The sequence below is a fragment of the Methylobacterium sp. XJLW genome (assembly GCF_003254375.1).
Taxonomy (GTDB): Bacteria; Pseudomonadota; Alphaproteobacteria; order Rhizobiales; family Beijerinckiaceae; genus Methylobacterium; species Methylobacterium fujisawaense.
On the sequence record NZ_CP016429.1, the window covers coordinates 977,234 to 999,945 of the forward strand.

Genomic DNA, 22,712 nt, shown 5'->3' on the forward strand with positions numbered 1-22,712 from the left:
GCGGTGCGGCCATGACCGGCGCCTCGCGCTTCGTCGCCAGCCGGACGCTGGCCGGACTGGATGCCGTCCGCACCGATGACCGGCCGGTCATCGAGACCTATGATCGGCTGCGGCGGATCCTGCGCCAGCACGGCGGCGACGCCGCTGCCGAACTCTTCGCCGAGCCGGTCATCTCGCGCAGCAACGGGGCTGCCCCGGCGCGCGTGGATTGGTACACGAATCTCGACGGCCCGATCCGGCCGCTGGCCGACCTCGATCCGGACAGCGCGGCCCTGCTCAGGCACCGGCTCGGCGTCGCGCTGGCGGCGCTGGAGCCCGTGCTGCGAGACCGTGAGGCGGGCGCGTTCACGGCGGCGTGCCTCAATCTCGCGGGACCTTCCGCCGTGCTGGCGGTCGGGGACGCCCCGCTCATCGTCGACTGGGGATTGCTCCCTCAGGGATTGGCCGCGGACGAGCGCGGACGCGTGCGCCACTACGCGTTGACACTTGGCGCGGTCGCCCCCGATCACCTTCCCTATCCGCCGGTCGATCGTGACGACTGGGTCGCCCGCTTCAAGCCGGCGGCCTCGGCCGGCCAGGATGCGGAGTCCGGACCGCGGCTCGGTGTTCCCGCGCGACTGGCTTGGAGCGGCAGCATCGCGCCGGTTGTCGCCGCCGGGATTGCGGCGGCCCTGGTCGCGCTCTCCTACGTGCCGGGCGTTCTGGTCTTCCCGCCGCTGCCCCAGGCGGTCTCAGCCGAGTCCCGAGCCTTCCAGACGGCCTGGCTCGACGGTCTTCGCCGTCGGCGCGACGTCCTCGCCGTGGCGGAGAGCTTCGCCTGCCCCCGTCTCCGGACTGAACTTCCCGGGCTCGTTCCGCAGAGCCCCGCCGGCGTGCGCTTGCCCGCGGATCCGGCCGCGCCGCCCGCGGCTCGCGCTGCCGTCGAGCCGTCGGCGCCGCCGGCAGAGTCCGGTCGGCCCGGCACGCCGCCCACCGACGGGCTGGTCGACCGGCTGGAGCGCAGCACGGTCCTGGTTTTGGCCGGCGACGCCACCGGCTCGGGCTTCTTCGTCGCGGACGATCTCGTCGTCACTAATCGCCACGTCGTCGAGCAAGCCTCGACGCTGATGATCGCCGGGCGGCACGCCGGCGTCGTTCCGGCGACCCTGGTGCAGGTCGGCGCCCCGGGCACCCTGACCGACTTCGCCCTGCTCCGGGTCCCGCCGCACTCGGGGGGGCGGCCCCTCGCACTCGCGAAGCCGGGCAGCCCGTTGACGCCGGTGGTCGCGGCCGGGTTCCCGGGCCTCTATCTCGGCACCGACCCGACCTTCGCTCGCCTCCGGGACGGCGACGCCGCGGCGAGCCGCGACCTGGTCCCGGTGGTCCAGACCGGCGTGGTCAACCACCTGCAGCGCTACGACGAGGCCGCCGTGACGCTGGTGCTGCACGGGGCCGAGATCGCGCCGGGCAACAGCGGCGGCCCGCTCGTTGACTATTGCGGCCGCGTCGTCGGCGTGAACGCCTTCGGCCGCACGGACGACCGCATGCCGGTCACCGCGCGCTACGCCCTGGGCGCGGATGGTCTCGCGGCGTTCCTGGCGCGCGCCGGCGTGACCGCGGCTGTCGACGACCGTCCATGCGATCTCCAAGCGACGCTCCGCCCGGCGGCGACCGCCGCGGCGGAGCCGGCCGAGGCTGCCGCGACGCCGCCCGCCCATGCACCGGCCGCGCCGACCAGCCAGACGGCTCCGCGGTCGGACGCGCGGACCGCCCCACGGCCGGGGCGCGACGCCCGGCCGCCGGCACGCTGAGGGGCCGTCATCATGTCCGCGACCACGAAGCTCACCGAGACGCCGCGCCTCGGCCTCGACCCAGTCAATCCGAAGCTCGCGCAGCAATACGAGCAGCTAGTCGACCTGCTGGCGCGCCGTCTGAGCCCGGCGCACGCGCACCTGTTCGCTGAACCGGCCCCCGTCGCGGTCGCCGGCACCGGACGTCCCGGCTTCGCGTGGTTCGCCGCGGTCGACGGCGATGCGCGGCCCGTGACCGCGCTCGATCCCGCCGCCGCCACGACCCTGCGCAAGACCGCGGCTCGTCTGATCGCCGAGATCACCGCCTTCGCGGACGGACTGGAGCGCGAGGGCGAGGCCTCGCGTGACCTCGCCCGTCTGCTGCGGGACGCGCTTGTTGTTCCGGACGCCGACCACCTGTGGTCGGTCGACGGCCAGCCGGTCCTTGTGGCCTGGGGCTACCGGCGCGCCGGCTCGGACGGCCCGGCCGTCGCGCGCGGCGCCGCGATCACGGCGAGCGCCGCGGCGGTGGAAGCCCCGGCCAGTCCCTGGGCGCCGCCGGCGCCGCCTCCGGACACGGCCGGAGCGGCCGCGCCGCGGCACGGCGTCCGGCTCGCGCCCGCGCCGCGGCCATGGCTCGCGCCGATCCTCTGGCTCGTCTTCGTGCTGCTCTGTGGCGTCCTCGCGGACCGGCTCCTGCGCGCCTGCGCCGTCGGCAGCGGCGACTGGCCCGCCTGGATGCGCGCGGTGCAGCCCGATCACTGCCCCGCGCCGTCGGTGGCCCTCGATCCCGACGGCAGGGCGATCCTCGCGACGATACAGACCACGGACGACGCCGTGCGGGCCGCCGAACTCGCCCTCACGCGCCGGGCGCTCACCTGCGACGCGAGCTGCCCGGTGCCGCCGCGGCGGGCCGCGCTCGAGGCCCCGCAGGTGATCCCGCCCGACCTCGCGCGGCGTCTCACCGGCATCGAGCGCGGGCAAGGTCTTGAACTGACGCTCGCGTGGGAGGGCGCGTCCGATCTCGACCTCCAGGTCGTCTGTCCGGACCGCACGCGCATCAGCTTCGAGCATCGGGCCTCCTGCGGCGCCCGCCTCGTGGCCGACCAGAACGAGAAGGGCGGGAGCAGCGCCAGCCGGCCGGTGGAGCACGTGATCTGGGACGACGCCCCCGCCCCCGAGGGCCGCTACGGCGTCGAGGTCGGGCTCTTCGCGCGTCACGGTGAGGCGAGGCCGGAGATCCCGTTCCAGGTCATCCTGTCGCGCCACGGCGAGATCGTCGAGCAGCGCGCCGGCCGGATCTCGGCGGAGCGGGTCGCGCAGGCCGTGCTGTCCTTCGACCTGCCGATCGCGGCAACGCCACCGAGCGGCCCCCAGGCCCCGACCGGGAACGCGGCCGTGCCCTGACCGACCCGACGCCCAGAGCTGCCCCCGACCCGCCGCCACGCGCCCCACGAGATCCGTCCCCCGCGATGTTCGTCGATCCCGTCCCCTTCGGCCCCACGATCCGGCTGGTCCCGCACAGCGGTGTTCAGTTCGTGGAATACGCCTTCCACATCGACACGGTCGGGCGCCTGTCCCGCCGCTTTGTCGAGCGCGCGGTCACGGGCGCCCCACAGGGGGACGGGCGGCGGACCTACCGCCTGCTTCCGACCTGGAACGAGGACGATCCGGGTGCCGACGCGGTCGAGACCGCCCGCGGTGACGACCGGGAATACGCGGTCGGCGAGCGCGGCGCCCTCGAGGTCTTCCTGGAGAAATGGACCCCGGTGCCGATGCTGCGGGTCAAGGCCGGCGTCGAGGGCGGCGAGGAACTCGACCTCGGACCGACCAACTGGGCGCGCGTGCGGATCGTCGAGGTCGCCGACCGGGCGCCGGACAGCCCGATCAGCCACCGGGTGATCTTCGCCTTCGACACCGAGCTGCTCGAGCGGCGCCCGAACCGGCCCTACACGGCGCCCTGCCTGGAGGATGCCGCCAACGAGCACGAGTTCCGCTTCGCCCATCGCTTCCGTGACATCGGCTGGTTCCTGGGCGCGGCCGGGGAGGACGAGGAGACCCGCCGGCTGGCGGGCTTCCAGGAATGGGTCCCCGCCTGGCTGCTGGAGCAGTACCGCGAGTTCAAGGCGGCGCAGCGGCCCGACCGCCCCCTGCGCGATACGGACATCCCGAACGCGCTCGAGCACTACGCGCGCTATCTGGTCTTCCTCGAGTATCTGCAGATGGCGGTCCGGCCCCGGACCCTGCGGCTCACCGATACGGTGACGGCTGAGCCGGCGATCCGGCCGGTCACGGTCGACCTGATCCTCGATATCGGCAACAGCCGCACCTGCGGGATCCTGATCGAGTCCCACCCGAACGAGGACCGGGTCGACCTCAACAACTCGTTCGTGCTGCAGCTGCGCGACCTGTCCGAGCCCGAGCAGGTCTACACCGAGCCGTTCGAGAGCCATGTCGAGCTGTCGCACGCCCGGTTCGGCCGCGATCACCTCTCGCGCCTGTCGGCGCGCCCGCGGGCGTTCTTCTGGCCGAGCCCCGTCCGGGTCGGGCCCGAGGCCAGCCGGTTCCGCGAGCTCGCCCAGGGCACCGAGGCGGTGGGCGGCCTGTCGAGCCCGAAGCGCTACCTGTGCGACGTCCGCCCGGTGAACCAGGAATGGCGCTTCCCCGACCGCGACTACGGCGCCGACGGAACGAGCCCGCTAATCGACCGCACGATTCGGCAATTCGTCAACAGCCGCGGCGACGTCATCGCGCAGCTCGACGCCGACCGGAAGCGCTACGGGATCCGAGTCCTGCCGGACGACCGCGTCGGCGCCTCGCGCCTGACCTTCTCGCGCTCGTCCTACTTCACCTTCATGGTCGCCGAGGTGGTCTGCCACGCCCTGTCGACCATCAACAATGCCGGGGTCCGCGAGCGCCGGCGCACGAAGGACGCCCCGCGCAAGCTGCGCCGGATCATCCTGACCCTGCCGCCCGCAATGCCGGTCCAGGAGCAGCGCCTGCTCCGGTCCCGCGCCGAGGGTGCGGTGAAGCTCATCTGGCAGCTCATGGGCTGGGCCGACAACCCGCCCCCCGGCCTGACCCAGCCCGAGGTCCACGTCGCGTGGGACGAGGCGAGCTGCGTCCAGTTCGTCTACCTGTACGGGGAGATCACCCAGAAGCTCGGCGGCGCCGTTGACGGCTTCCTGCGGCTCGTCGGCCGCCCCCGGCCTTTCGCGGAGCCCGACACCGTGCCCGGCCCGGAGATCCGCCCGGAGCCGTCGGTGCGGATCGCCAGCATCGATGTCGGCGGCGGCACCACCGACCTGATGATCACGACCTACTACGCGGAGGGCAACCGGGCGATCAAACCGGTGCAGAACTTCCGCGAGGGGTTCCGGATCGCCGGCGACGACATCCTCAAGCGGGTGATCGAGCGCCTCGTCCTGCCCACGATCGAGGCGGCTCTGCGGTCGGCCGGGCATCCCGACCCGCACGCCCTGCTGCTGGAGCGCTTCGGCGGCGACCGCGCCAACATGGCCGAGCAGGAGAAGCATCTGCGGCGGCAATTTGTGTCGCGGGTGCTGGAACCGATCGGACTGCGCATCCTCGGCGACGTCGAGGCGGGCGCGGAGATCACCGCCCGCCCGTTCGCCGAGTTCTTCCCCGAACGCGGCGGCCGGATCCTGCGCCGCGCCCTGCCGCAGCAGCGCCTGCTCGACTTCCTCGAGATCCCGGCGCGCGCCGGCGGCGCCGCGGACTTCGCCCTGACCGACTGCGTCTTCGAGAGCCGGGCCGACGTGGTCGGCGCCTGCGTGGTCGCGACGCTCGACCTCGTCCTCGACAACCTGTGCGAGGCCGTGCACGCCCTCGACGTCGACGTGGTGCTGCTCTCGGGCCGCCCGTCCCGACTCCAGGCCTTCGTAGACTGCCTCGTCGACAAGCTCGCGGTCTCGCCGGACCGGATCGTGCCGCTCCACCAGTATCAGGCCGGCACGTGGTACCCGTTCCGGGAGCGGGACAACCGCCGCATCGGCGATCCCAAGACCACCACGGCGGTGGGCGGCATGCTCTGCGCGCTCGCGGAGGGCCAGCTCACCAACTTCACCCTGTTCACCCGCCGCCTCGCGCTGCGCTCCACGGCCCGCTACATCGGCGAGCTGGAGCTGAGCGGCCAACTCCGCGACGCGGGCCTAGTCTTCCGCGAGGTCGATCTCGACGCGCCGGCCTCGGCCCGGCGCCAGGGACCGGCGATGAGCGCGAAGCTCCGGTACTACGCGCCGATGCGCCTAGGGTACCGGCAATTGCCGGTGGAGCGCTGGATTGCGACGCCGCTCTACCGCTTGCGGATGCGCGCCGGCCAGGAGGCGATACAGCTGCGGCTGCCCCTCGAGATCACCCTGGAGCGCAGCGGCGACGGCCGGCCCGACGACGAAGGGCCGGATGTCCTGCTGCGCTCGGAGTCGATGAAGGAAGAGTTCGAGATCACCGACGCCTACGACGCGGACGGTCTCGACGTCGGACGCAAGATCGAGCTCGTGCTCGATACCCTGGCCTCGGAGCAGGGATACTGGCTCGACACCGGCATCCTCGCCCTGGATTGAGATCACGCATGTCGACCGAACATCTGGCGCAGGATTGCAGGAATACGGGTCGGCTGGCCGAGGACGCCGAGCAGTGGCTCGGCGACGAGGCCAATGCCGGCGCGGTCGGACGCGAGCGTGCGGATCTCATCCGCTACGTCCGGAAGGCGGCCAACCGGGCCGAGCGGCTGGCCCACGCGGCGGCCCGGCCAATGTGCGCGGGCGTGTTCGGGCCGAGCCAGGCGGGCAAATCCTACCTGGTCGAGGTTCTAGCGCGTCCGGAGGACGGTGCCCTGCGGGCCCGCTTCGACGGGCACAAGCCGGTGGACTTCCTGGCCGAGATCAACCCGATCGGCGAGAAGGAGGCCACGGGGCTGGTCACCCGCTTCACGGCCGGTGCGGGAGCCCTGCCCGAGCAGACGCCGCCCGGTGCGCCGGTCCGCCTGCGGGTCCTCAGCGAGGTCGATCTCGTCAAGGTCCTGTGCAACACCTTCCTGCACGACGGCGACGCCACCAAGGACACGCCGCCGGGCCCCGAGGCCATCGCCGCTCTGCTGGCGAGCCTGAAGGCGCAGGCCCGTCCCGGTACGTCGCGCTTCGGCGACGTCGCGATCGACGACCTGCAGGATTACGTGCGCGATCAGGCCCGCGGCACGCGGCCTCTGGACGATCTCGCCCGCTACTGGGATGAGGCCCGCAGCCTGGCCGGGGGCCTCGACCTTGACGGGCGCGCCCGCCTGTTCGCGCCGCTCTGGGGCGGCCATGCGGCCTTCACGGCCCTCTACCGCCAGCTCGCGGAGGCGCTGGAACGCCTCGACCATCCGGAGGAAATCTTCGCGCCGCTCGCCGCTCTGGTGCCCCGCGAGGGCAGCATCCTCGATGTGGCGACCCTAGCGGGTCTCGGGGCGGCTCGCTCGGACGATACCCTGACAGTGCACGCGGCCGGCGGCAGGACCGTCACGCTGGCGCGTGCCACAGTGGCGGCGATCACCGCGGAGCTGCGCATCGAGATCGCCGACACGCCCCGGGCCTTCCTGCAGGAGGCGGACCTACTTGATTTCCCCGGCGCCCGCAGCAGGCAGAAGGTCGATCTCGCTCATTTCCTGACCGCCCACCCGGACGCGCTGAAGGAGACCTTCCTGCGCGGCAAGGTCGCCTACCTGTTCGACCGCTACGTCGCCGAGCAAGAGCTGACCGCGATGATGCTGTGCGTCCGCCCCTCTAACCAGGAGGTCGTGACGCTGCCCGACCTCGTGGAGCGCTGGATCACGCTCACGCATGGATCGAGCCCGGAGGCGCGGGCGCAGCTGCCAAACCTGTTGTTCCTCGTGCTCACGTGGTTCGACAGCCACTTCGTCGACAAAGCCGGCGACGTCGGCCAGGATGCGGGCCTGCGCTTCCGCAACCGGATCGAGGCCTCGCTGCTCGGCTTCTTCGGGAAGGCGCACACGTGGCCGCGGCAATGGACGCCGGGCGCGCCGTTCCGCAACACCTACTGGTTCCGGAACCCGAACTACCCGGCGGAATCGGTCATCCGCTACGACGGGCGGCGCGAGGTGGCGTTCCTGCCCGAGAAGCAGGAGCGGATCGCCGAGCTGCGCGCCGGCTTCGCCGCCCTGCCGGAGGCGACCGCGCATTTCGCGGATCCAGGCCGCGCCTTCGATGAGGCCCTCCGCCTCAATGACGGCGGCGTGAGCTACCTCGTCGAGAACCTGTCGCGGGTCTGCCGACCGGCGCTGAAGGCGCAGCAGATCGCCTCCCGGCTGGAGGCCCTGCGCGCCGAGATGCGGGAGCGGCTCGCCCGCTTCCACGTCGCCCTCGACATCGAGACGCGGCTGGCCGAACGGCGCGAGGCGGCTGGCCAAGTCTTCGACGCGCTCGACGGGGTCGTGGCGGCCGGCCAGTTCGGTTCGCTCCTGCGGGCGCTCATGGTGGACCCCGCGACGCTCGCGCACGCCCTGCACGGGGCGGAGAGCGTGACCACCGAGGCCGCGCTCCCCGTCGCGGCGCCACGCATTGCTCGCCCCGGGGCTATCCCGCGGCCGGGTGCGGCGTTGCCACCCCGCGTCGAGTCGTCAAACCCAGGCAGTGACCGGGAGCGCGCGATGGCGCGGGCTGTGGTCGCCGCCTGGATCGGGGCCTTGCGCCGCACGATCGAGACCGAGGACTTCGCACGCCGCTTCGCTGTCCCGCTGACCGCCCTGGAGATCGTGGTCAGCGAGCTGATCATCCTGGCCCGCCGCGCCGACATCGAGGGCGGCATCGCTTCCGACCTGCGGGACCTGGCAACCGTCGAGCGCTCCGAGCAGTCGACGGTCAAGCTCGCCCTGATCGCGGCGACCCGACTCAACCGGCTGACCGGCAGCCTCGGGTTCACCCTCGTTCCGCCGGCTGGCGAACGTCCCTCGATCCAGGATGAGGCGGGGGATCGGGTCGCCTTCGCCCAGCGGCCTGTCAGCTACGACGCCCGCAGCATCGGGCAGGCCCCCGCGACCTTCGCCCATACCTACGCCACCGACTGGTTCCACGGCTTCTACCGGGTCGTCGAGGACAACGCCAAGAGCGCGTCCGGCGTCACGATCGACCTCGCGCAGAACGCCCGGATCGGCGCGATCCTCGCCGGTCTTCAGGCGCGCGCCGCCTGACCGCCCCGCCCGCTCGCCCCGCTTTGCCCAAGAAGCCTTCGCCATGACGATCCGCATCACCGAGGACGAGGACGAGTCAGGCGGCTACGCCTTCATCGATCTCGGTCGCCCGCTGACGTCGCCGCTGCTCTCGTTCCGCCGACAGGACACCGAGCCGCGGCATCTCGGGGCGGAGGGCTGGCAGCCGGAGGTCGCGTGGCTCGCGCCGCTCGCGGTGACCGAACGGGACGGGCGGGCCGTCGCGCGCTTCGGCCCCAACGTCGTCGATCGCATCGAGGAACTGGTCCCGATCGAGATTGTCGCGCAGGACGGCACCTCTTTCGGCGTAGTCGCGTGGCCCTTCATACCGCCCGCGCCGTCCGGCGGGGGTATCCTCGCCGGCCTTCCGGCAGCGGTTCCGACTTTGACCCGGGACGGAACCGGCGGTCCGGCGGTCCCGGTCGTGCCACTCCCGGAACCGGAGCCGGCCCCGCCGCAGGACGCCGCGCCTGCGGCTCCGCCGGCGCCCGAGCCGGCCGCGCGGAAGAGCCGGCTGCTCTGGCCCCTGGTCGCGCTGATGCTTTTCGCGCTGGCCGCGGGCGGCGTCTACCTGTACCGCGACCGGCTGCCCGATATCGTGGCCCGCCGCGAGGCCCCCGCCCCGGAGCCGAGCCCCCCGCCCGCGCCTCCCGAGCCGGATTCCCGCCTGACGGCCGCCGAGCTGCGGCAGCGCTACGCCCGTCTCGTCGACGAGCGCGCGCCGGCCGGCGCTTTCCTGGCGCTCGGCGAGACGGCGCTCGCCTCCCGGCAGGGGAGTGCGGCCTTCCGTGCGTTCGAGGAGGCCGATCCGGTCACGAGCGCGGATGCGGCCTGGCAGCTCGCGCGCTTCTACGACCCCGGCAACGCCGACGCGGCGTACCGCGAGGTGGCGCGGCCCGACGTCGTGCGGGCCGCCTACTACTACGCCCTCTGGCGCAACCGCTCCCCCCGCCACACCGAGGCGCTCCGGGCGCTGTGCGAGGGCAGTGCCGCCGCCGACCGCCTCCGGGCGATCTGTCGTCCCTGATGGTCCCGACGCATCCCACGATGTCCGTCTGCCCGCGCGTTTCATCCCCTCCGATGCCCAGGATCCCCGACATGGCCCCGCCCGCCCGAACCGGCCGTCGCTGGAGGCTCTTGGCCGCCGCGACCGCGCTCGGTGTCGCCGCCGCCACCGCCGGGCACGCGGCCTCGCCTGGCCTGACGGTCCAGGCCGCCGCCGCGCGCAGCAGCGTCGTTACCGGACAGCGGATCGCGCTGCTGATCGTGCCGCAAGCCTCGTCCTCCGGCGGCCGGGCGGCGACGGCCAACGCCGACGAGGAAGCCTATCGCAAGCGCCTGCGCGACATCGGCTTTGAGGTGTGGACGGTCGGGCCGGCCGACCGCCCGCAGCTGGATCGCGGACTGCGCGAGGCCGTCGGCCGCCTGCCGGAGGATCCCCAGGTGGCGGTCTTCGCCCTCGGGCCGACCATCGGCGGCGCCGACGACATCTATCTGATGCCGTGGGACACCCCGGCCGACGCCGGACAGCGCCCGGGCCTGCTCGACAGCGAGGGCGTGCGGCTGAGCGACGTGCTGCGCCGCATCGCCGGCCGCCGGACCCGCGAACTCGTTGTTGTGATCGACGAGTGTCAATCCGCGGCGGGCGGGCGTTGCGACTTCGATGCCGCGGCGGGGAGTTCCGGGGCGAGTGTCATCGGCGGCGAACGCGCCGGCCGCCGCAATGCCTCGGGCGGACCGCTCGCGGGCCGCGCCTCGCTGCGCGATCCCATGCTCGCCGCAATGGCGCAGGAGGGTGAGACCTTCCTGCAATCGCACGAAACCCTGAAGCGGGGCCTCGCCGGCAGCGATCTGGAGCCTCGGGCCAGCGGCGCGCTCACCACCTCGTTCGCCTTCATCCCGCAGGGGTTCTTCGCGGGCCTGCGGACCGAGTGCAACAAAATCGACCCGAATGCCGAGCCGGCCGCGCTGAGCGGGGCGAGCCTCGATCCAGCGATTCGCGCCTGCGAGGCGATGACGGGGACCTATCCCTATGCCCGTCCCTTCGAGGACCGGCTGCAGGCGGGACGGGAGCAGCGGGCCTATCAGCGGGCGGTCGCCTCCTGCGACGATGCCACAGCCACCGCGAGCTACAGCGCGTCCTATCCGGCGGGACGCTTCCGCGCCCTGGTCGACACCTTCGCGGTCGAATGCATCCGGAAGCGGGATCGCCAGGATGAGGCCCGCCGCCAGGATGAGGCCCGCCGCCAGGAGGAGGCGCGGCGTCAGGCGGATGAGGCCCGGCGTCAGGAGGAGGACAGGCGGCGACGGCAGGAGGAGATGGATCGGCAATGGGCGGACGCCCGACGCCAGCGGGAGCAGGACGAGCAGCGCCGCGCGGAGGAGGAGCGGCGCCAGCGTGAGCTGCAGCAGCGCACCACGGTCGGAAGCGCCTCCGGCTGGACGCTGAACTACTCGACCAACCTGCTCGAGATCTCGCCGATGGCCAACGACCAGTACGATCCGCAGAAGCAGACCTACACGACGATCTGGCACTCGCGCCAGCATGGCCAGCAGGTGACCATGTACGTGCAGGTCAGCCCGAACGAGCGTTGCGGCAGCGCGCAACAGTTCATCACGGAGCAGATCCGGCCGCGACGGAGCCAGATCAGCCGCGCGCAGGAGGTCAACACCTCGCCGGTCCGCGCCGGGTTCGTGCTCGAAGGCCGCGGGACGGCCGTCGCCCAAGGCAGCTTCGACGACAGAAGCTTCTACGACTTCGCGACGATCCGGCGCGACGACCGCAGCACGATCACGAATATCGGGGGACGTTTCCCTGCCGAGTTCAGCGACCTGTACCGGGCCGAACTGCTCCGCATGATGAACTCGATGCAGCTGCCCGGCCGCGACGTCTTCAACAATCGCTGCGGCTGAGAGCGATGAGCCGCCCGAGAAGCCGGAAGCAGGACGGATCGACCATGCGCGCACCCTTGCTCGCCCTCATTGCATGGGTCCACGCCGGCCTGATCGCGTCGATGGCGCTCCCGAGTTCCCCCGCTCTGGCTGATGCCGCCCAGGATTGTCGGTCCGGGAGCCCGGAGATGCGCGTCGGCGGATGCAGCCGCCTCCTGGCCGAGGCCCGGACGCCGCGGCAGCGCGCCATCGCGCTCGATGGACGGTGCTGGGCGAACATCGACCGGGGGGCGTTTGCCGACGCTCTGACGGATTGCAACAGCGCCATTCGGGCGGATGATCAGTACCCCTACGCCTTCCACAATCGCGGGGTCGCCTATGCCGGCCTGCAGAACCCGACCGCGGCGATCGCCGACTTCAACCGTGCGCTGGCGATGCGGCCGGCCTTCTCGAATACGCTCATCAACAGGGCGAAAGCGAACATCACCCTCGGGAACACGCAGGCGGCAATCCGAGATTACGAAGAGGTTCTTCGTCTGAAGCCTGACAACGAAGAAGCCAAAAGTTCCCTTAACGTATTGCGCGGCGCTGCGGTAACATCGCCGTCGCTCAATGCGACTAATTCGCTCTGTGGTAGCGTTGGATGCAATTAATCCTCGCCTCGGCGCTTCAGCTAAGTTTCACTATTCCTGCCAATGGCTTAGATTTTTTTATGCGCTGATTTCTTAAAGGATAATTCGATTAGCTGCTTATGAGATTTTTGTATCGCAGTCACGCAACAATTAATTGAATTGCCAACTGTGTCCGGCCCATTCTCAGCATAGGACGACGGCGCGGTGCCTGCCAACGATCTGTGCATATGCGATCGAATGCACGGTTGATGTCTGCTTTGAGGCCATTGCTGAACGCGCATAAACGGCCGAATTGGGCGCCAAGCGGAATGTCGGCTTTCGGGCGGCAACCCAATGGCGGCTCGCCACCCGTCGCGGACATCACCAAGGCCAAGCTGATTAAGTTCAGACCCTCGATCGGCACTGCGCTCCGAGGAGATGGCGGGTACCTTCAGCTGAAGCCAATTGCCGAGGTGGCCTTTTTGTTCCCGCAGAGCGCATTCCGAGGCCGGAAAACTGTGGGGGCTTCGCCACGGCGCTCGCAGTTCCTGCCGGCATCTATCAGGTGACCCTCTCGGACGATGCCTGAATCTACGTCAGCCAAGACGGGAGGACCTCGCTTGAGTCCGTCGGTCAAAGCGACCAGCGCTGTACGAAATATCGGGTTTCAGACCTCGGGTAGTCAGACGAGAACAGGACCGGAAAGCAGTCTTACAAGTTCTGCTTGGCGGTTGACGCCCGTCTTCGCCATCACCGCCTTCAGCTGGGCGCGTACCGTGTTTGGCGAGATACCGATTTCATTCGCGATTTGCTCGACCGTGCGGCAGCCTGCGACGCTGCGAGCGACGCGCGCCTCTGCAGGAGTGAGATCGAAGAGACCTTCCAGCACCGAGCGGCCAAGCACTGCGTCCTGGGCTAAGGGCGCGATGATTACGACGGCGGATGCGGAGGCAAACAAGTCGCGCGCGCTACGCCGGACCGGGAGAACGTGGGCGACCGCGTGTGCCGCGTCCTCTTTCGCACGGATGGGGATCGATTGTGTGCCGGGCAGTCCACGCTCTGCAAAGCCCTGCAGCGCGTCTACCAATAGGCGGTCAGCCGCTGCATCCACGAAGCCGAAACGGCGACCGTCACGTGCAGTTGCACCCAACAGCGACTGGCAACTCTGATTCATCGCTACGGCTTGGCCTTTGCGACCTAGGACCGCCGCTGGAAGTCCGATGAGTTCAAGGACGTCGGCCGCGGTCTGCACGACCTGAAGCCGCAGACGTGTGGAGAGAGTTGCAGCGCGGGCAAGATGCGGACGGAGGGGATCAAGCCTCGCTACCACCTGTGCTGGGACAGGCCCGCGTTCATAAGCTCGCTCGACATCGACTACAATCTGCTCGCCACTCGGCACTGTAATGGCTGTGGCCGCACCCCAACCGAGCCCGTGTGGCCGAAGAAACTGGGTGAAGATCGGGTTCGCCTCGATCTCTTCGGGCGTGTAGACATCCAGATCGGTGAGGAAGCCGGTGTGCGGCTTAGACCCCGTTTCATAAGGCTTTGGCGAGCCGCCTGACGAGGATCATGGCCGCAGCGAGCACGAAGAAGGCAAGCGCGGAGGACGGGGTCGCTTCGTGGTCGCGCGCGAGCCTGCGGCAGCGGCTGATCCAACTAAATGTCCGCTCGATCACCCATCGCCGGGGCTGAACGGCAAAGCCCTTCTGCCCGGCTTCCGCCGCGACGATCTCGACCATGATGGCGGTGGCCATGCCGACGCGCTCACCACTGTAGGCGCGGTCAGCGAAGCAGTGGGCCAAGAAGGGGAATAGCCCGCGTGAGGCTCGCAGCAGGGCGATGCCGCCGTGGCTGTCGTGAAGGTCGGCGGTGGAGATCCCAGCCACGAGCAGGCGGCCGTCTGTGTCGGTCAGCGCGTGGCGTTTGCGCCCGACGGCCCGCCGGGCTGGATCATAACCGCGCTCGCCTGCCATTCCCACGCCACCTGAGCGCGCGGCTTGCGCGTCGACGACACAGCCGGTCGGGCTGGCCTCGCGTCCGACCCGCTCCCGATCGGCCATCGTGAGGGCGTGAGCGAGGCGCTCGAACACGCCTGCCTGCGACAGGCGCAAGAACCAGCGATGCACCGTGCTCCAGGGCGGGAAGTCCAGCGGCAGGTGCCGCCACGCGCAGCCGGTGCGCAGCACGTATAGGATGCCGTCGAGGATCGCCCGCATGGGCCAGCGCCATGGGCGGCCGGTGCTGGACGGTGCAGGCAGCAGCGGCGCGAGCACCGTCCATTCGGCATCGCTCAGGCAGGTTGCATAGGGCAGGCTCTCGCGCGCAAGCTCCGCGCGGGCGGCGGGTGTCCACATCAAGGTTCCTGGGTGAGCGTCAGACACTCTCCCAACGCCCGCGATGCTCGCCGCTCACCCAACCGCTAAGCTGTTTATCCCGTTATGAAACGGGGTCTTAGCTCGACTTTGGCCATTTGCGGCGCGTCGATTGGGCGGAGGTGACGAAGCGGGCGTGGTGGATAGGCTGTTGGCGTCCCCGCCAAGAGACACCGCCATGCTGCCCCTGCCTGCCCGCTTCGCCGGGATCATCCTGGCGTTCGCGCCGCTGTTCGTCCACCGCTCCTGGCGCCATGCCCAGCTGTTGCTGATCGGCGCGATCCTGACGCCGGGCCGCCGCACGGTGGCGAGCGTCCTGCGCATCACGGGCCGCGCGCAGGAGCGGCGGTTCGTGAACGTCCACCGCATCCTCAACCGCACGGCATGGTGCCCGCGCAACGGCAGCCGCATCCTGCTCGGGATGCTCATCTCAGCCTTCGCATCGCGTGGTCCGGTCATCCTTGCGCTCGATGACACGATCGAGCGCCGCCGCGGCAAGCGCATCGCGGCCAAAGGCATCTACCGTGACCCGGTCCGCTCCTCCGATAGCCACTTCGTCAAAGCCAGCGGGCTGCGCTGGATGAGCTTGATGCTGCTCGCCCCCGTCCCCTGGGCGGGACGAATCTGGGCCCTGCCGTTCCTCACCGCTCTCGTCCCTTCCGAGCGAGCCTGTCGGGAGCGCGGGCGCCGGCACAAGCCGCTGCTCGAAGTCGGTCGCCAACTCACCCTTCAGGCCCGCCGTTGGCTGCGCGCACGCGACCTTGTCCTGGTCGGCGACAGCGGCTTGTCCGCACTGCTGTCAACGCCGAGTGCATCGTCCTCAGATCCGCCGAAGCAAAAGTCCCCACTCCCGTGGGTCAGGCCGCATTGGGCTCGGGCTCGTGACGCATTGGCGGACGACCGCGGCGCTTGGGGCCGGCGGCGGCGTGATCGTCGCCTTCGAGCGCACGTGCTCGGGTACCAGGTCGGCGTGCTGGCGCAGCCGATAGCTCGCCCCTCGATCTGTACGACAACCGCGTGATGCAGCAGGCGGTCGAGGAGCGCGGTGGCCACGACCGGATCGCCGAACACCTCGCCCCATTCCGCAAAGCCACGGTTCGAGGTCAGGATCATCGCACCCGCTCGTAGCGCGCGTTGACGAGCTGGAAGAACAGGTTGCCCCGCCCGGTACCACCGGCAGATAGCCGATCTCGTCTACGATCAGGAGGGCGAAGGCCGCGAGGAAGCGGATGCGCTCGCGCAACGTACCCTCTCGCTCCGCCTTGGCCAGGGAAGCGATGATGTCCGCCAGCGTCGCAAAGTAGACGCTGCGCCCTGCCTTGATCGCCTCCACGCCCAAGGCCACAGCGAGGTGGCTCTTGCCCGTGCCGGGTGGACCGAGCAGGTGGACGGCCTCGCGCCGGTCGATGAAGTCCAGGCCCGCCAGCGCCAGGACGCGGTTGCGGTCCAGCGAGGGTTGGAAGGCGAAGTCGAAGCTGGCCAACGTCTTCACCGTTGTGATCCGCGCCGTCATCAGCGCCATCTTCACCCGCCGCGTCTGGCGCAGCGTCAGTTCCTCGGTCAGGAGCACGTCGATGGCCTCGACCGCGCCGATCTGACCCTGCTCGATCTGGCGCAGGGTCTGGTCGAGCACCTCCAATGCCCGAGCCATCTTGAGCCCGACGAGGTTGCGCCGGATGCTCTCCAGGGTCGCGGCAGGATCCAGCCGCCCCGTCATGGCCGGCCCCCTCGGCCAAGCGGCGGCCGACGGCGGCGTAGACCTCCAACGAGCGCCGCGCGACGTGCTCGCCGGTGCGGCCGATCACGATGGGGCCGTCGCGTCCCGCTGCGGTGCGGCGCGTCAGTTCCGGCCTGCGGCGATGCCCGGGCGCGACCAGGATCTGCCGACGCCCCTCGATGACGGGGTGCGCCGCCACCAAACGGCCTGCGTCGAAGATCTGGATCTCGTCGGCGAACTGGTGGACCTCGACGACACGCCGTGTCCGGTCGGGCACACTGTAGAGGTTGCCGCCGACGCTCACGAGGCCTTCGTGGGTGACGCGCCGCTCCAGACGCAGCACGGCCCGGAACGGTACGACCGGCAGCGGCTGCAGACTGGGTCGCTCTTCGGCGAAGGCTTCCGAGACGACGCGCAGCGTGGTGCCGTGCAGGCGCACGTTGGCGACGGTGGCGAGCCAATCGCCAAGCTGGACGTTCAGGTCCTCGAGATTGCGGAAGCTACGGGCGAGGAAGAAGTCCTCGCGCACGTAGCGGAACGGCCGCTCCACCTTTCCTTTGGTCTTCGCCCGGTAGGGCCGGCAGGCGCGCGGCAGGAAGCCATAGTGGGCGGCCAGTGCCACGAGCGAGCGGTTGTAGATGATGTGGCCATCCTCGCTCTCGCCGGTCACCGCGGTCTTCATGCGGTCGTAGAGGATCTCCAGCGGCACGCCGCCCAGGGCCGTGAAGGCGGCGATGTGGCAGCGCAGGACCGTCTGCAGATCCTGGTGCAGAACGAAGCGCGCCCAGACGTGGCGGGAGTGGCTCAGCACCATTGAGAACAGCCAGACGATGCGCGTCACGCCTGGTTCGTCCGCAAACGTGACGACGAAGCGGGCGAAGTCGGCCTGGGCCTGCTGGCCGGGCGGGGTCTCGAAGCGGACCTCGAACGGGGCGGGCACCGCCGGGCGTATCCCGCGCAGATAGTCGGTGACCGCGGTGTAGCCGCCCGCGTAGCCGCGCTCCTTGAGCTCCCGCCAGAGACGCGAGCCGGTCAGTGCGGGATAGGCGGCGACGCGCTCGCGCAGGTAGGCTGTGAAGGGGTCGAGGCGACGTTCGCGGGGTGGTCGTGGCGTGTAGGCCGGGGGTTCGAGGCCGCGGGCGATGTACCGACGTACCGTCTTGCGGTCGAGGCTGAGCTGGCGAGCGATGGCCGTGACGGACAGGCCCTGGCGGTGCAGGTCCAGGATCATGACGAGTTCTCCGAGCTGGATCACCGCCGACACTCCTCGTGCGCTCACGAGGTTCGATCATCGGCGAGGTGTCGACGCCCGGCTGCCCAGATCAGCGCCTCCGACCCTGCGGACACGCGCAGAACTGGGGATTTTTCAGTCGGCGCCTCCGTCCATCATTCACCCGGCGTCGACACACTGCTGTTCCTCGACGCCATGCGCCGCGGTGGCATCACGGCGATCACCCGCCTGCGGCTGGATGCTGCTCTCTACGAGCCGGCCCCGCCGCGGCCGCCCGGCACGATCGGGCGTCCGCGGACCAAGGGCGCTCGGCTGCCAAGCCTGTCTGACGTGCTCGCGGACGCGAGCACGGGCTGGCAAGCGACCGTCGTGCCCGGCTGGTATGGGGCGGGTGAGCACACCCTTGAGATCGCCTCCGCGACCGCAGTGTGGCGGCACGGCGGCCTCCCGATCGTGCCGATCCGCTGGGTACTGGTGCGCGATCCTGAGAACCGCTTCGCACCGCAGGCCCTGCTCTGCACAGATCTCGACCGCGAGCCGGTGCAGATCGTGTCCTGGTTCATGCGGCGCTGGAGTGTCGAGGTCACCTTCCAGGAGGCGCGCGCTCACCTGGGTGTGGAGACGCAGCGGCAGTGGTCGGACAAGGCCATCGCTCGCACCACTCCCTGCCTGCTCGCGCTGTTCTCGATCGTGACACTGCTCGCCAGCCGTCTGCCGACCCGCGAGCGCACTCGCGTCACGGCGGCGACGTGGTACGCCAAACCGAAGCCGACCTTCGTCGACGCTCTTGCGGCAGTGCGCTACGCGCTCTGGCGTGAACAGGCTTCCGTGCTGTCTTGCCGTCAGCGCCACAGACCAAAACGGCGCTTCGTCCTGCCCCGCCCTTGGGCCTACGCTCTATGCCAAGCCGCATGAGTGGCCAAAGTCGAGCTTAGAAAATAATCGCGCCGGCCGGTCGTTGCGAGCCGCCCATCCTTCAGACATGAATTTGGTGACGCAATGCTCTAGCTCGGGCGAGGCCACATAGCGGAACTCGTGGCCTTGGAAAATGAACAATAGAGCTCCAACGCCCTCACCGAACCGGCCGATTTCCGATAGCGTGGAAGCCCAGAGATCTGGAACGGCGGCAGCCTCGTAGATGCGGTCTACCAGCTCGTCGAACTCAAGTACCATAATCTCAGACCACGTCAGCGCGGACGATGCAGGAATGCATGCAATCGCAGTCGAATTGCCCGCCGTAGGATAGGCATAGTGCTTCTCACTTTTGTGAGGACGTCATTGGACGTCCAGCCTCAACCGCCGCCGATGAAGATAGTCAGCCAAGATTGGAGGAGCTGCAGGCGACTTGAGGACGAAAAGCAAGCGCCGAGCACCTCAAGCTACATTCAGTCGCGGAGCAACGACAAGGTGAGGACCTCGAAGTTCTCACGCCCAGCACAGTCAAAGAGCATATTTTACCGCTATCTGCCGGTCCTAACGTTCGACCGCAGCTCACCACATGTTCTCTGAACTAAGTCGAAGCTGCAGGTGTGGCGTGCTGATTCCCAATCACAGTGAGCGGACGGGTTAATAGCGGTGTTATCATGCTTTCGTCGGCAATTGCGTATCAAACTCCAACTCCAAATTTGCCGATTGGCGGTCAAGCTCAGCCAGAATCGTCTGAAGGTGCACGTCCGAGGTCAAGTCCGCGAGCGGAGCTAAACGCCGGCGGCGCTCACGCAACTTCTGCGCAGAATTGGTTCTGCTGTGCTGAGCACGATGAGTGATAATCTCTAGGAATTCTTGCGCTGCAGCCTTGCGGTTCTCGTCTGTCATACGCCCTCGAACTGTTTCGCCGTCGGCACCGTTTTTTGCTCAATGACCGGCGGGCATCATTGGCGGTCTGAATTAATTCGATTTTTGCCTATCAACATTCTGTGAGTACGCTGAATGCTCGCGCTGGCCTGACAGCTGGCTCGTTCTCACGAGGATGCTGGAGCCAGCCACGATCTTCCCGAGTCTGTCCCGCAGTGGCGTCGGATACGGCATAATAGGCACTCGCGTGCCGTCAGGCTGCTCGAGAACAACTTGCAGGCAGCGCGGTGCGCTGCCGATTCGGAACGCAAGTGCCAGGGGCCAATGCTCGCGTGGAATCAGCGCGTTGTCGGTGCCGTAGATGCGCCAAGAACCGCACCAGCGCTCCTCACCAATGGTGGGGGTGCGGCCCCATAGCTCAGCGGCTGCATCGTTGTAGTAGGTCAGCCGCCCTTCGGCATCGGTAGTATATAGGGGAGCAGAAATTTTCTGGAGCAACTGAGCACGCTCGGGCTCGTAGTTCCAGCCGCGGTCAGGCGACAAGAGCTCGAATCTATCGATAAACATATGATGCCCCCATCCACGACCTCGGTGTCGCGTCCGGTTCTCCTCCTCATTTCACACCAAAGTGCAATTGGCAAGCTGTCCCGCGGCAACTTCCCGTAAAAAAAGCCGATACCGAGTCTTAGCACCGATCTTGGGGCAGATTAGATCGTGTTTTTGGTAAGTCCGTTGCCCTGGTGTTCCGCATACCACGGACCAAGTATCAGACTTGAGACTGAAAGGGCCGCGCAATGTTGGTCGTGGCCGCCGGCGGCGAGTGCATCTCCGTGTAACTCGGTCCTGTCCCTGCTCCTGCCCTGCCCCCGCTTCACCGTGCGGCGTAAGGCCAGCGCGCCTCACAAAATGATTGGAGCGAACTGTTGGGCTGTAGAGGAGCCATGCTGCCCGATTTCCAGGTCGCCAGGATGACTGTGCGGAAACGCAGCCAGGTCGAGTACGCCGCTGTGCCAGCCGCACTGAAATATGACGGCTGACGTTAAGACCCGTAGACCCAATCCGCCGCGAGAGCAGTCGTGTCAGCGTACCAACGCTTTCCAGCCGCTCAGAAAAAAAGCAGGCTGCGGGCCGCTCACCGCAATTCAGTGTTGACACCGATCTTTCCCCTGAACAATATTTCCGCACGAGAACGATTCGCTCCCTTAAAGAACCGATGCCTTGGGGGATGCCTGCCATGCCGCACCAGAGTTCTTGGGTCCCATTGGCGTTGCGTCGTAACTGGACGGCCTCACTTTGCGGTGTGCTGCTCGTTTATTCGATCTACGCGGCCACGTTCTCAACGTCGAATCCTGATCTCGACGTCGCAAGCCTGACTGGTTCTTTGACGCTGTTCGGTGCTTGCGTGCTCGCCCACATCGCGACCGCGGTCGAGGCCACGGTCTACCGGTACGGCGGCGATCGCGTACCAATCCACGAGGCCAGAGCGTCTGTCGTCGCTGCCTGTCGGCGTCAAGAAGGAAGCACAGTCAAGGTACTTGATCTATCCTTGTGGATCTTAGGAGCCCGCTGACTCAGTAGGCTGGTAGCCCGGATAGCTCTTGTTCTCTTTCTAGTTTGCCAACGGTTAGCGCACTGCTGATCGGACGGGCCTTGACGCATTGGGTAATTCTCTATCTTCGACTCACCTAAGGAGAGGATTTGTGCGCTTGGTGGAACTAACCTAGTCCAAGAGCTGCGATGATAGACTGTAATTGGCCAGCAAAGCGGAGATTAACCAGCCAACAAACAGTAACTGCAATCGATCAAGACGAAGGAGAACGGAGATATGGCGGCGTTGACCATCGCGGCTGGAGCACTTTTTTGCGCAGGCGGGGCTCTATCTCACTTCTTCGATGCTACCAAACAGCGCGAGGGGAGTTTTAGTTTTTACGGCTTCATCTTTCTGCTCGTCGGCATGTACTTGAGCCGCTGAACTAGACGGCGCCGGTCCTTGCTCTCTCAAGTGAAGGTTCCGCGCAGCCGAAATTTCTCTTCCCAGCCCCTGCCAGGGGCAATGAGGAAGATGAGATTGTAGGCAAGTTAGAATTCTGAATACAACTGTTTACCGAGGCAGGGTGATCACATCGGATCGTCTGCCTGAACCGCCTCGATTGACGTCTTAAGCAGCTCCGAACAATTACCTGAGCTGCCCGAGCACGGTGCCGGTGCTCGAACGTCTTTAATGCAAGTATCAGGAAATCCATACCTGAATTTTCAAGCAAGCGAGAGCTTGCCTCGGGCGTAGATCGGCGAACCGGTTGCGTCGGAAGCGCAGATCAGTTCCCGGGCGGCAGAGCGTACCGGGAGCTTATCCGATACGTCACAAACTACGGCTAGCGCTTGGCAGGATCCGCTGCGTCTGCTTCCTCGGAACGGTTGCTTGACAGTGTATCCCAGATAACTAGATTTTCGTCGCAAAGGCGCTTGCGCTTGACCACTCGCTTGATTTCAATCATTAAACCGCGACCGCGTAAGTGGGCAAAGTCAATTATATCGCTCGGCCTGTAATCCTCTTCCCGCACCTTCGTGGGACGCCGCTGGTCATAGATTGGCAATTTGCCGTACGTCGCCTCCCCGCCAGATGCTCCCAAACCGAGCATTGAAGCGGAGAAGCCGATACTGGCGGAGAGCGGCGTTAATTTCAGAGGGCAGCCAGAAAGGTGGAGCGTCCTTGAGCACGCTCACGCGTCGTCCATTGTGAACCCGACCTTCAGCGAAACTTGGTAATGCTGAACTTTTCCATTCTCAATGTGCCCGCGCGTCTCAAGCACCTCGAACCAGCGCAAGTTGCGCAACGTGACGCTCGCACGACTGACCGCTACTCGGATCGCATCTTCGATCGATACAGTCGAAGAACCAACCAGCTCGGTCACCTTATAGACATGGTCTGACATAGATATCTCCTTGTCGAGAAAGGTTCGTCATAACGCGCCGCCGGACTCAATTTCTCCACTTCGAATGTATGCCGGCGAAATGCTTCAAAGCGGCGGGCGCACCCTGACCGAACAAATAATGTACCGACGTTTGGGTGTACCCCCAAGATACCGCCCTTTAGGGCCCAT

Annotated in this window: 15 protein-coding genes and 3 pseudogenes; 11 read left to right on the forward strand and 7 right to left on the reverse strand. The window is 67.9% G+C overall.

Annotated elements, in window-relative coordinates:
• Window positions 1–11: 11 nt before the first annotated feature.
• From A3862_RS04545 to A3862_RS04575, 7 genes are all read left to right on the forward strand, one after another.
• Complete coding sequence (locus A3862_RS04545; RefSeq protein WP_111473291.1) at window positions 12–1,790, forward strand: trypsin-like peptidase domain-containing protein; 1,779 nt, start codon at window positions 12–14, stop codon at window positions 1,788–1,790.
• Between the two features lie 12 nt (window positions 1,791–1,802).
• Complete coding sequence (locus A3862_RS04550) at window positions 1,803–3,176, forward strand: hypothetical protein (RefSeq protein ID WP_111473292.1); 1,374 nt, start codon at window positions 1,803–1,805, stop codon at window positions 3,174–3,176.
• Between the two features lie 65 nt (window positions 3,177–3,241).
• Window positions 3,242–6,352, forward strand: coding sequence for a virulence factor SrfB (locus A3862_RS04555; protein ID WP_111473293.1), 3,111 nt, complete (start codon window positions 3,242–3,244; stop codon window positions 6,350–6,352).
• A gap of 8 nt (window positions 6,353–6,360) precedes the next feature.
• The gene (locus A3862_RS04560; RefSeq protein WP_111473294.1) at window positions 6,361–8,976 is read left to right on the forward strand and encodes a virulence factor SrfC family protein; all 2,616 of its coding nucleotides are present in this window, start codon (window positions 6,361–6,363) and stop codon (window positions 8,974–8,976) included.
• 43 nt (window positions 8,977–9,019) lie between these two features.
• Window positions 9,020–10,021: a hypothetical protein gene (locus A3862_RS04565; RefSeq protein ID WP_111473295.1), complete on the forward strand. Its 1,002-nt coding sequence runs from the start codon at window positions 9,020–9,022 to the stop codon at window positions 10,019–10,021.
• 71 nt (window positions 10,022–10,092) lie between these two features.
• Complete coding sequence (locus tag A3862_RS04570) at window positions 10,093–11,907, forward strand: hypothetical protein (RefSeq protein WP_205782322.1); 1,815 nt, start codon at window positions 10,093–10,095, stop codon at window positions 11,905–11,907.
• A 44-nt stretch (window positions 11,908–11,951) separates the two neighbouring features.
• Window positions 11,952–12,539 carry a tetratricopeptide repeat protein gene (locus A3862_RS04575; RefSeq protein WP_111473296.1) on the forward strand — a complete coding sequence of 196 codons (588 nt, stop codon included), beginning with the start codon at window positions 11,952–11,954 and terminating at the stop codon, window positions 12,537–12,539.
• A 640-nt stretch (window positions 12,540–13,179) separates the two neighbouring features.
• Here A3862_RS04575 and A3862_RS04580 read toward each other — a convergent pair.
• On the reverse strand, window positions 13,180–13,749 hold the full coding sequence (locus tag A3862_RS04580; protein WP_124262926.1) for a helix-turn-helix transcriptional regulator: 570 nt from the start codon (window positions 13,747–13,749) through the stop codon (window positions 13,180–13,182).
• Window positions 13,750–14,032: 283 nt separating this feature from the next.
• Complete coding sequence (locus A3862_RS04585; RefSeq protein WP_111473298.1) at window positions 14,033–14,851, reverse strand: IS5 family transposase; 819 nt, start codon at window positions 14,849–14,851, stop codon at window positions 14,033–14,035.
• Window positions 14,852–15,047: 196 nt separating this feature from the next.
• Here A3862_RS04585 and A3862_RS32315 point away from each other — a divergent pair.
• Window positions 15,048–15,584, forward strand: a pseudogene (locus A3862_RS32315) (transposase); the annotation flags it as partial.
• Window positions 15,585–15,726: 142 nt separating this feature from the next.
• On the opposite strand, the pseudogene istB reads toward A3862_RS32315, so the two are convergent.
• Both istB and istA read right to left on the reverse strand, forming a co-directional pair.
• Window positions 15,727–16,586, reverse strand: a pseudogene (istB, locus tag A3862_RS04595) (IS21-like element helper ATPase IstB).
• 1 nt (window position 16,587) lies between these two features.
• Window positions 16,588–17,841 (reverse strand): annotated as a pseudogene (gene istA / locus A3862_RS04600) (IS21 family transposase); the annotation flags it as partial.
• On the opposite strand from istA, the gene A3862_RS04605 reads away from it, so the two are divergent.
• Window positions 17,800–18,732 carry a hypothetical protein gene (locus A3862_RS04605; protein WP_236961745.1) on the forward strand — a complete coding sequence of 311 codons (933 nt, stop codon included), beginning with the start codon at window positions 17,800–17,802 and terminating at the stop codon, window positions 18,730–18,732. The pseudogene istA and the gene A3862_RS04605 overlap by 42 nt on opposite strands.
• Window positions 18,733–19,398: 666 nt before the next feature.
• Here the strand turns inward: A3862_RS04605 and A3862_RS30995 are convergent.
• Both A3862_RS30995 and A3862_RS04610 read right to left on the reverse strand, forming a co-directional pair.
• Entirely contained in the window at window positions 19,399–19,632 is a 234-nt protein-coding gene (locus A3862_RS30995) for a hypothetical protein (protein WP_124262927.1), read from the reverse strand.
• Between the two features lie 72 nt (window positions 19,633–19,704).
• The gene (locus A3862_RS04610) at window positions 19,705–20,178 is read right to left on the reverse strand and encodes a hypothetical protein (protein WP_111473299.1); all 474 of its coding nucleotides are present in this window, start codon (window positions 20,176–20,178) and stop codon (window positions 19,705–19,707) included.
• 667 nt (window positions 20,179–20,845) lie between these two features.
• Between A3862_RS04610 and A3862_RS31000 the strand changes: the two genes are divergently transcribed.
• Both A3862_RS31000 and A3862_RS31375 read left to right on the forward strand, forming a co-directional pair.
• Complete coding sequence (locus A3862_RS31000; protein ID WP_124262928.1) at window positions 20,846–21,181, forward strand: hypothetical protein; 336 nt, start codon at window positions 20,846–20,848, stop codon at window positions 21,179–21,181.
• 255 nt (window positions 21,182–21,436) lie between these two features.
• Window positions 21,437–21,583 carry a hypothetical protein gene (locus A3862_RS31375; protein WP_164706337.1) on the forward strand — a complete coding sequence of 49 codons (147 nt, stop codon included), beginning with the start codon at window positions 21,437–21,439 and terminating at the stop codon, window positions 21,581–21,583.
• A 748-nt stretch (window positions 21,584–22,331) separates the two neighbouring features.
• On the opposite strand, the gene A3862_RS04615 is transcribed toward A3862_RS31375, so the two are convergent.
• Complete coding sequence (locus A3862_RS04615; RefSeq protein ID WP_111473300.1) at window positions 22,332–22,544, reverse strand: dodecin; 213 nt, start codon at window positions 22,542–22,544, stop codon at window positions 22,332–22,334.
• Window positions 22,545–22,712: the final 168 nt, after the last annotated feature.

Bases quoted from the DNA above. Each gene is read 5' to 3' on its own strand.
- A3862_RS04545 (WP_111473291.1), top strand. From the start codon at position 12: ATGACCGGCGCCTCGCGCTTCGTCGCCAGCCGGACGCTGGCCGGACTG.
- A3862_RS04550 (WP_111473292.1), top strand. From the start codon at position 1,803: ATGTCCGCGACCACGAAGCTCACCGAGACGCCGCGCCTCGGCCTCGAC.
- A3862_RS04555 (WP_111473293.1), top strand. From the start codon at position 3,242: ATGTTCGTCGATCCCGTCCCCTTCGGCCCCACGATCCGGCTGGTCCCG.
- A3862_RS04560 (WP_111473294.1), top strand. From the start codon at position 6,361: ATGTCGACCGAACATCTGGCGCAGGATTGCAGGAATACGGGTCGGCTG.
- A3862_RS04565 (WP_111473295.1), top strand. From the start codon at position 9,020: ATGACGATCCGCATCACCGAGGACGAGGACGAGTCAGGCGGCTACGCC.
- A3862_RS04570 (WP_205782322.1), top strand. From the start codon at position 10,093: ATGGCCCCGCCCGCCCGAACCGGCCGTCGCTGGAGGCTCTTGGCCGCC.
- A3862_RS04575 (WP_111473296.1), top strand. From the start codon at position 11,952: ATGCGCGCACCCTTGCTCGCCCTCATTGCATGGGTCCACGCCGGCCTG.
- A3862_RS04585 (WP_111473298.1), bottom strand. From the start codon at position 14,851: ATGTGGACACCCGCCGCCCGCGCGGAGCTTGCGCGCGAGAGCCTGCCC.
- A3862_RS30995 (WP_124262927.1), bottom strand. From the start codon at position 19,632: ATGACAGACGAGAACCGCAAGGCTGCAGCGCAAGAATTCCTAGAGATT.
- A3862_RS04610 (WP_111473299.1), bottom strand. From the start codon at position 20,178: ATGTTTATCGATAGATTCGAGCTCTTGTCGCCTGACCGCGGCTGGAAC.
- A3862_RS31000 (WP_124262928.1), top strand. From the start codon at position 20,846: ATGCCGCACCAGAGTTCTTGGGTCCCATTGGCGTTGCGTCGTAACTGG.
- A3862_RS31375 (WP_164706337.1), top strand. From the start codon at position 21,437: ATGGCGGCGTTGACCATCGCGGCTGGAGCACTTTTTTGCGCAGGCGGG.
- A3862_RS04615 (WP_111473300.1), bottom strand. From the start codon at position 22,544: ATGTCAGACCATGTCTATAAGGTGACCGAGCTGGTTGGTTCTTCGACT.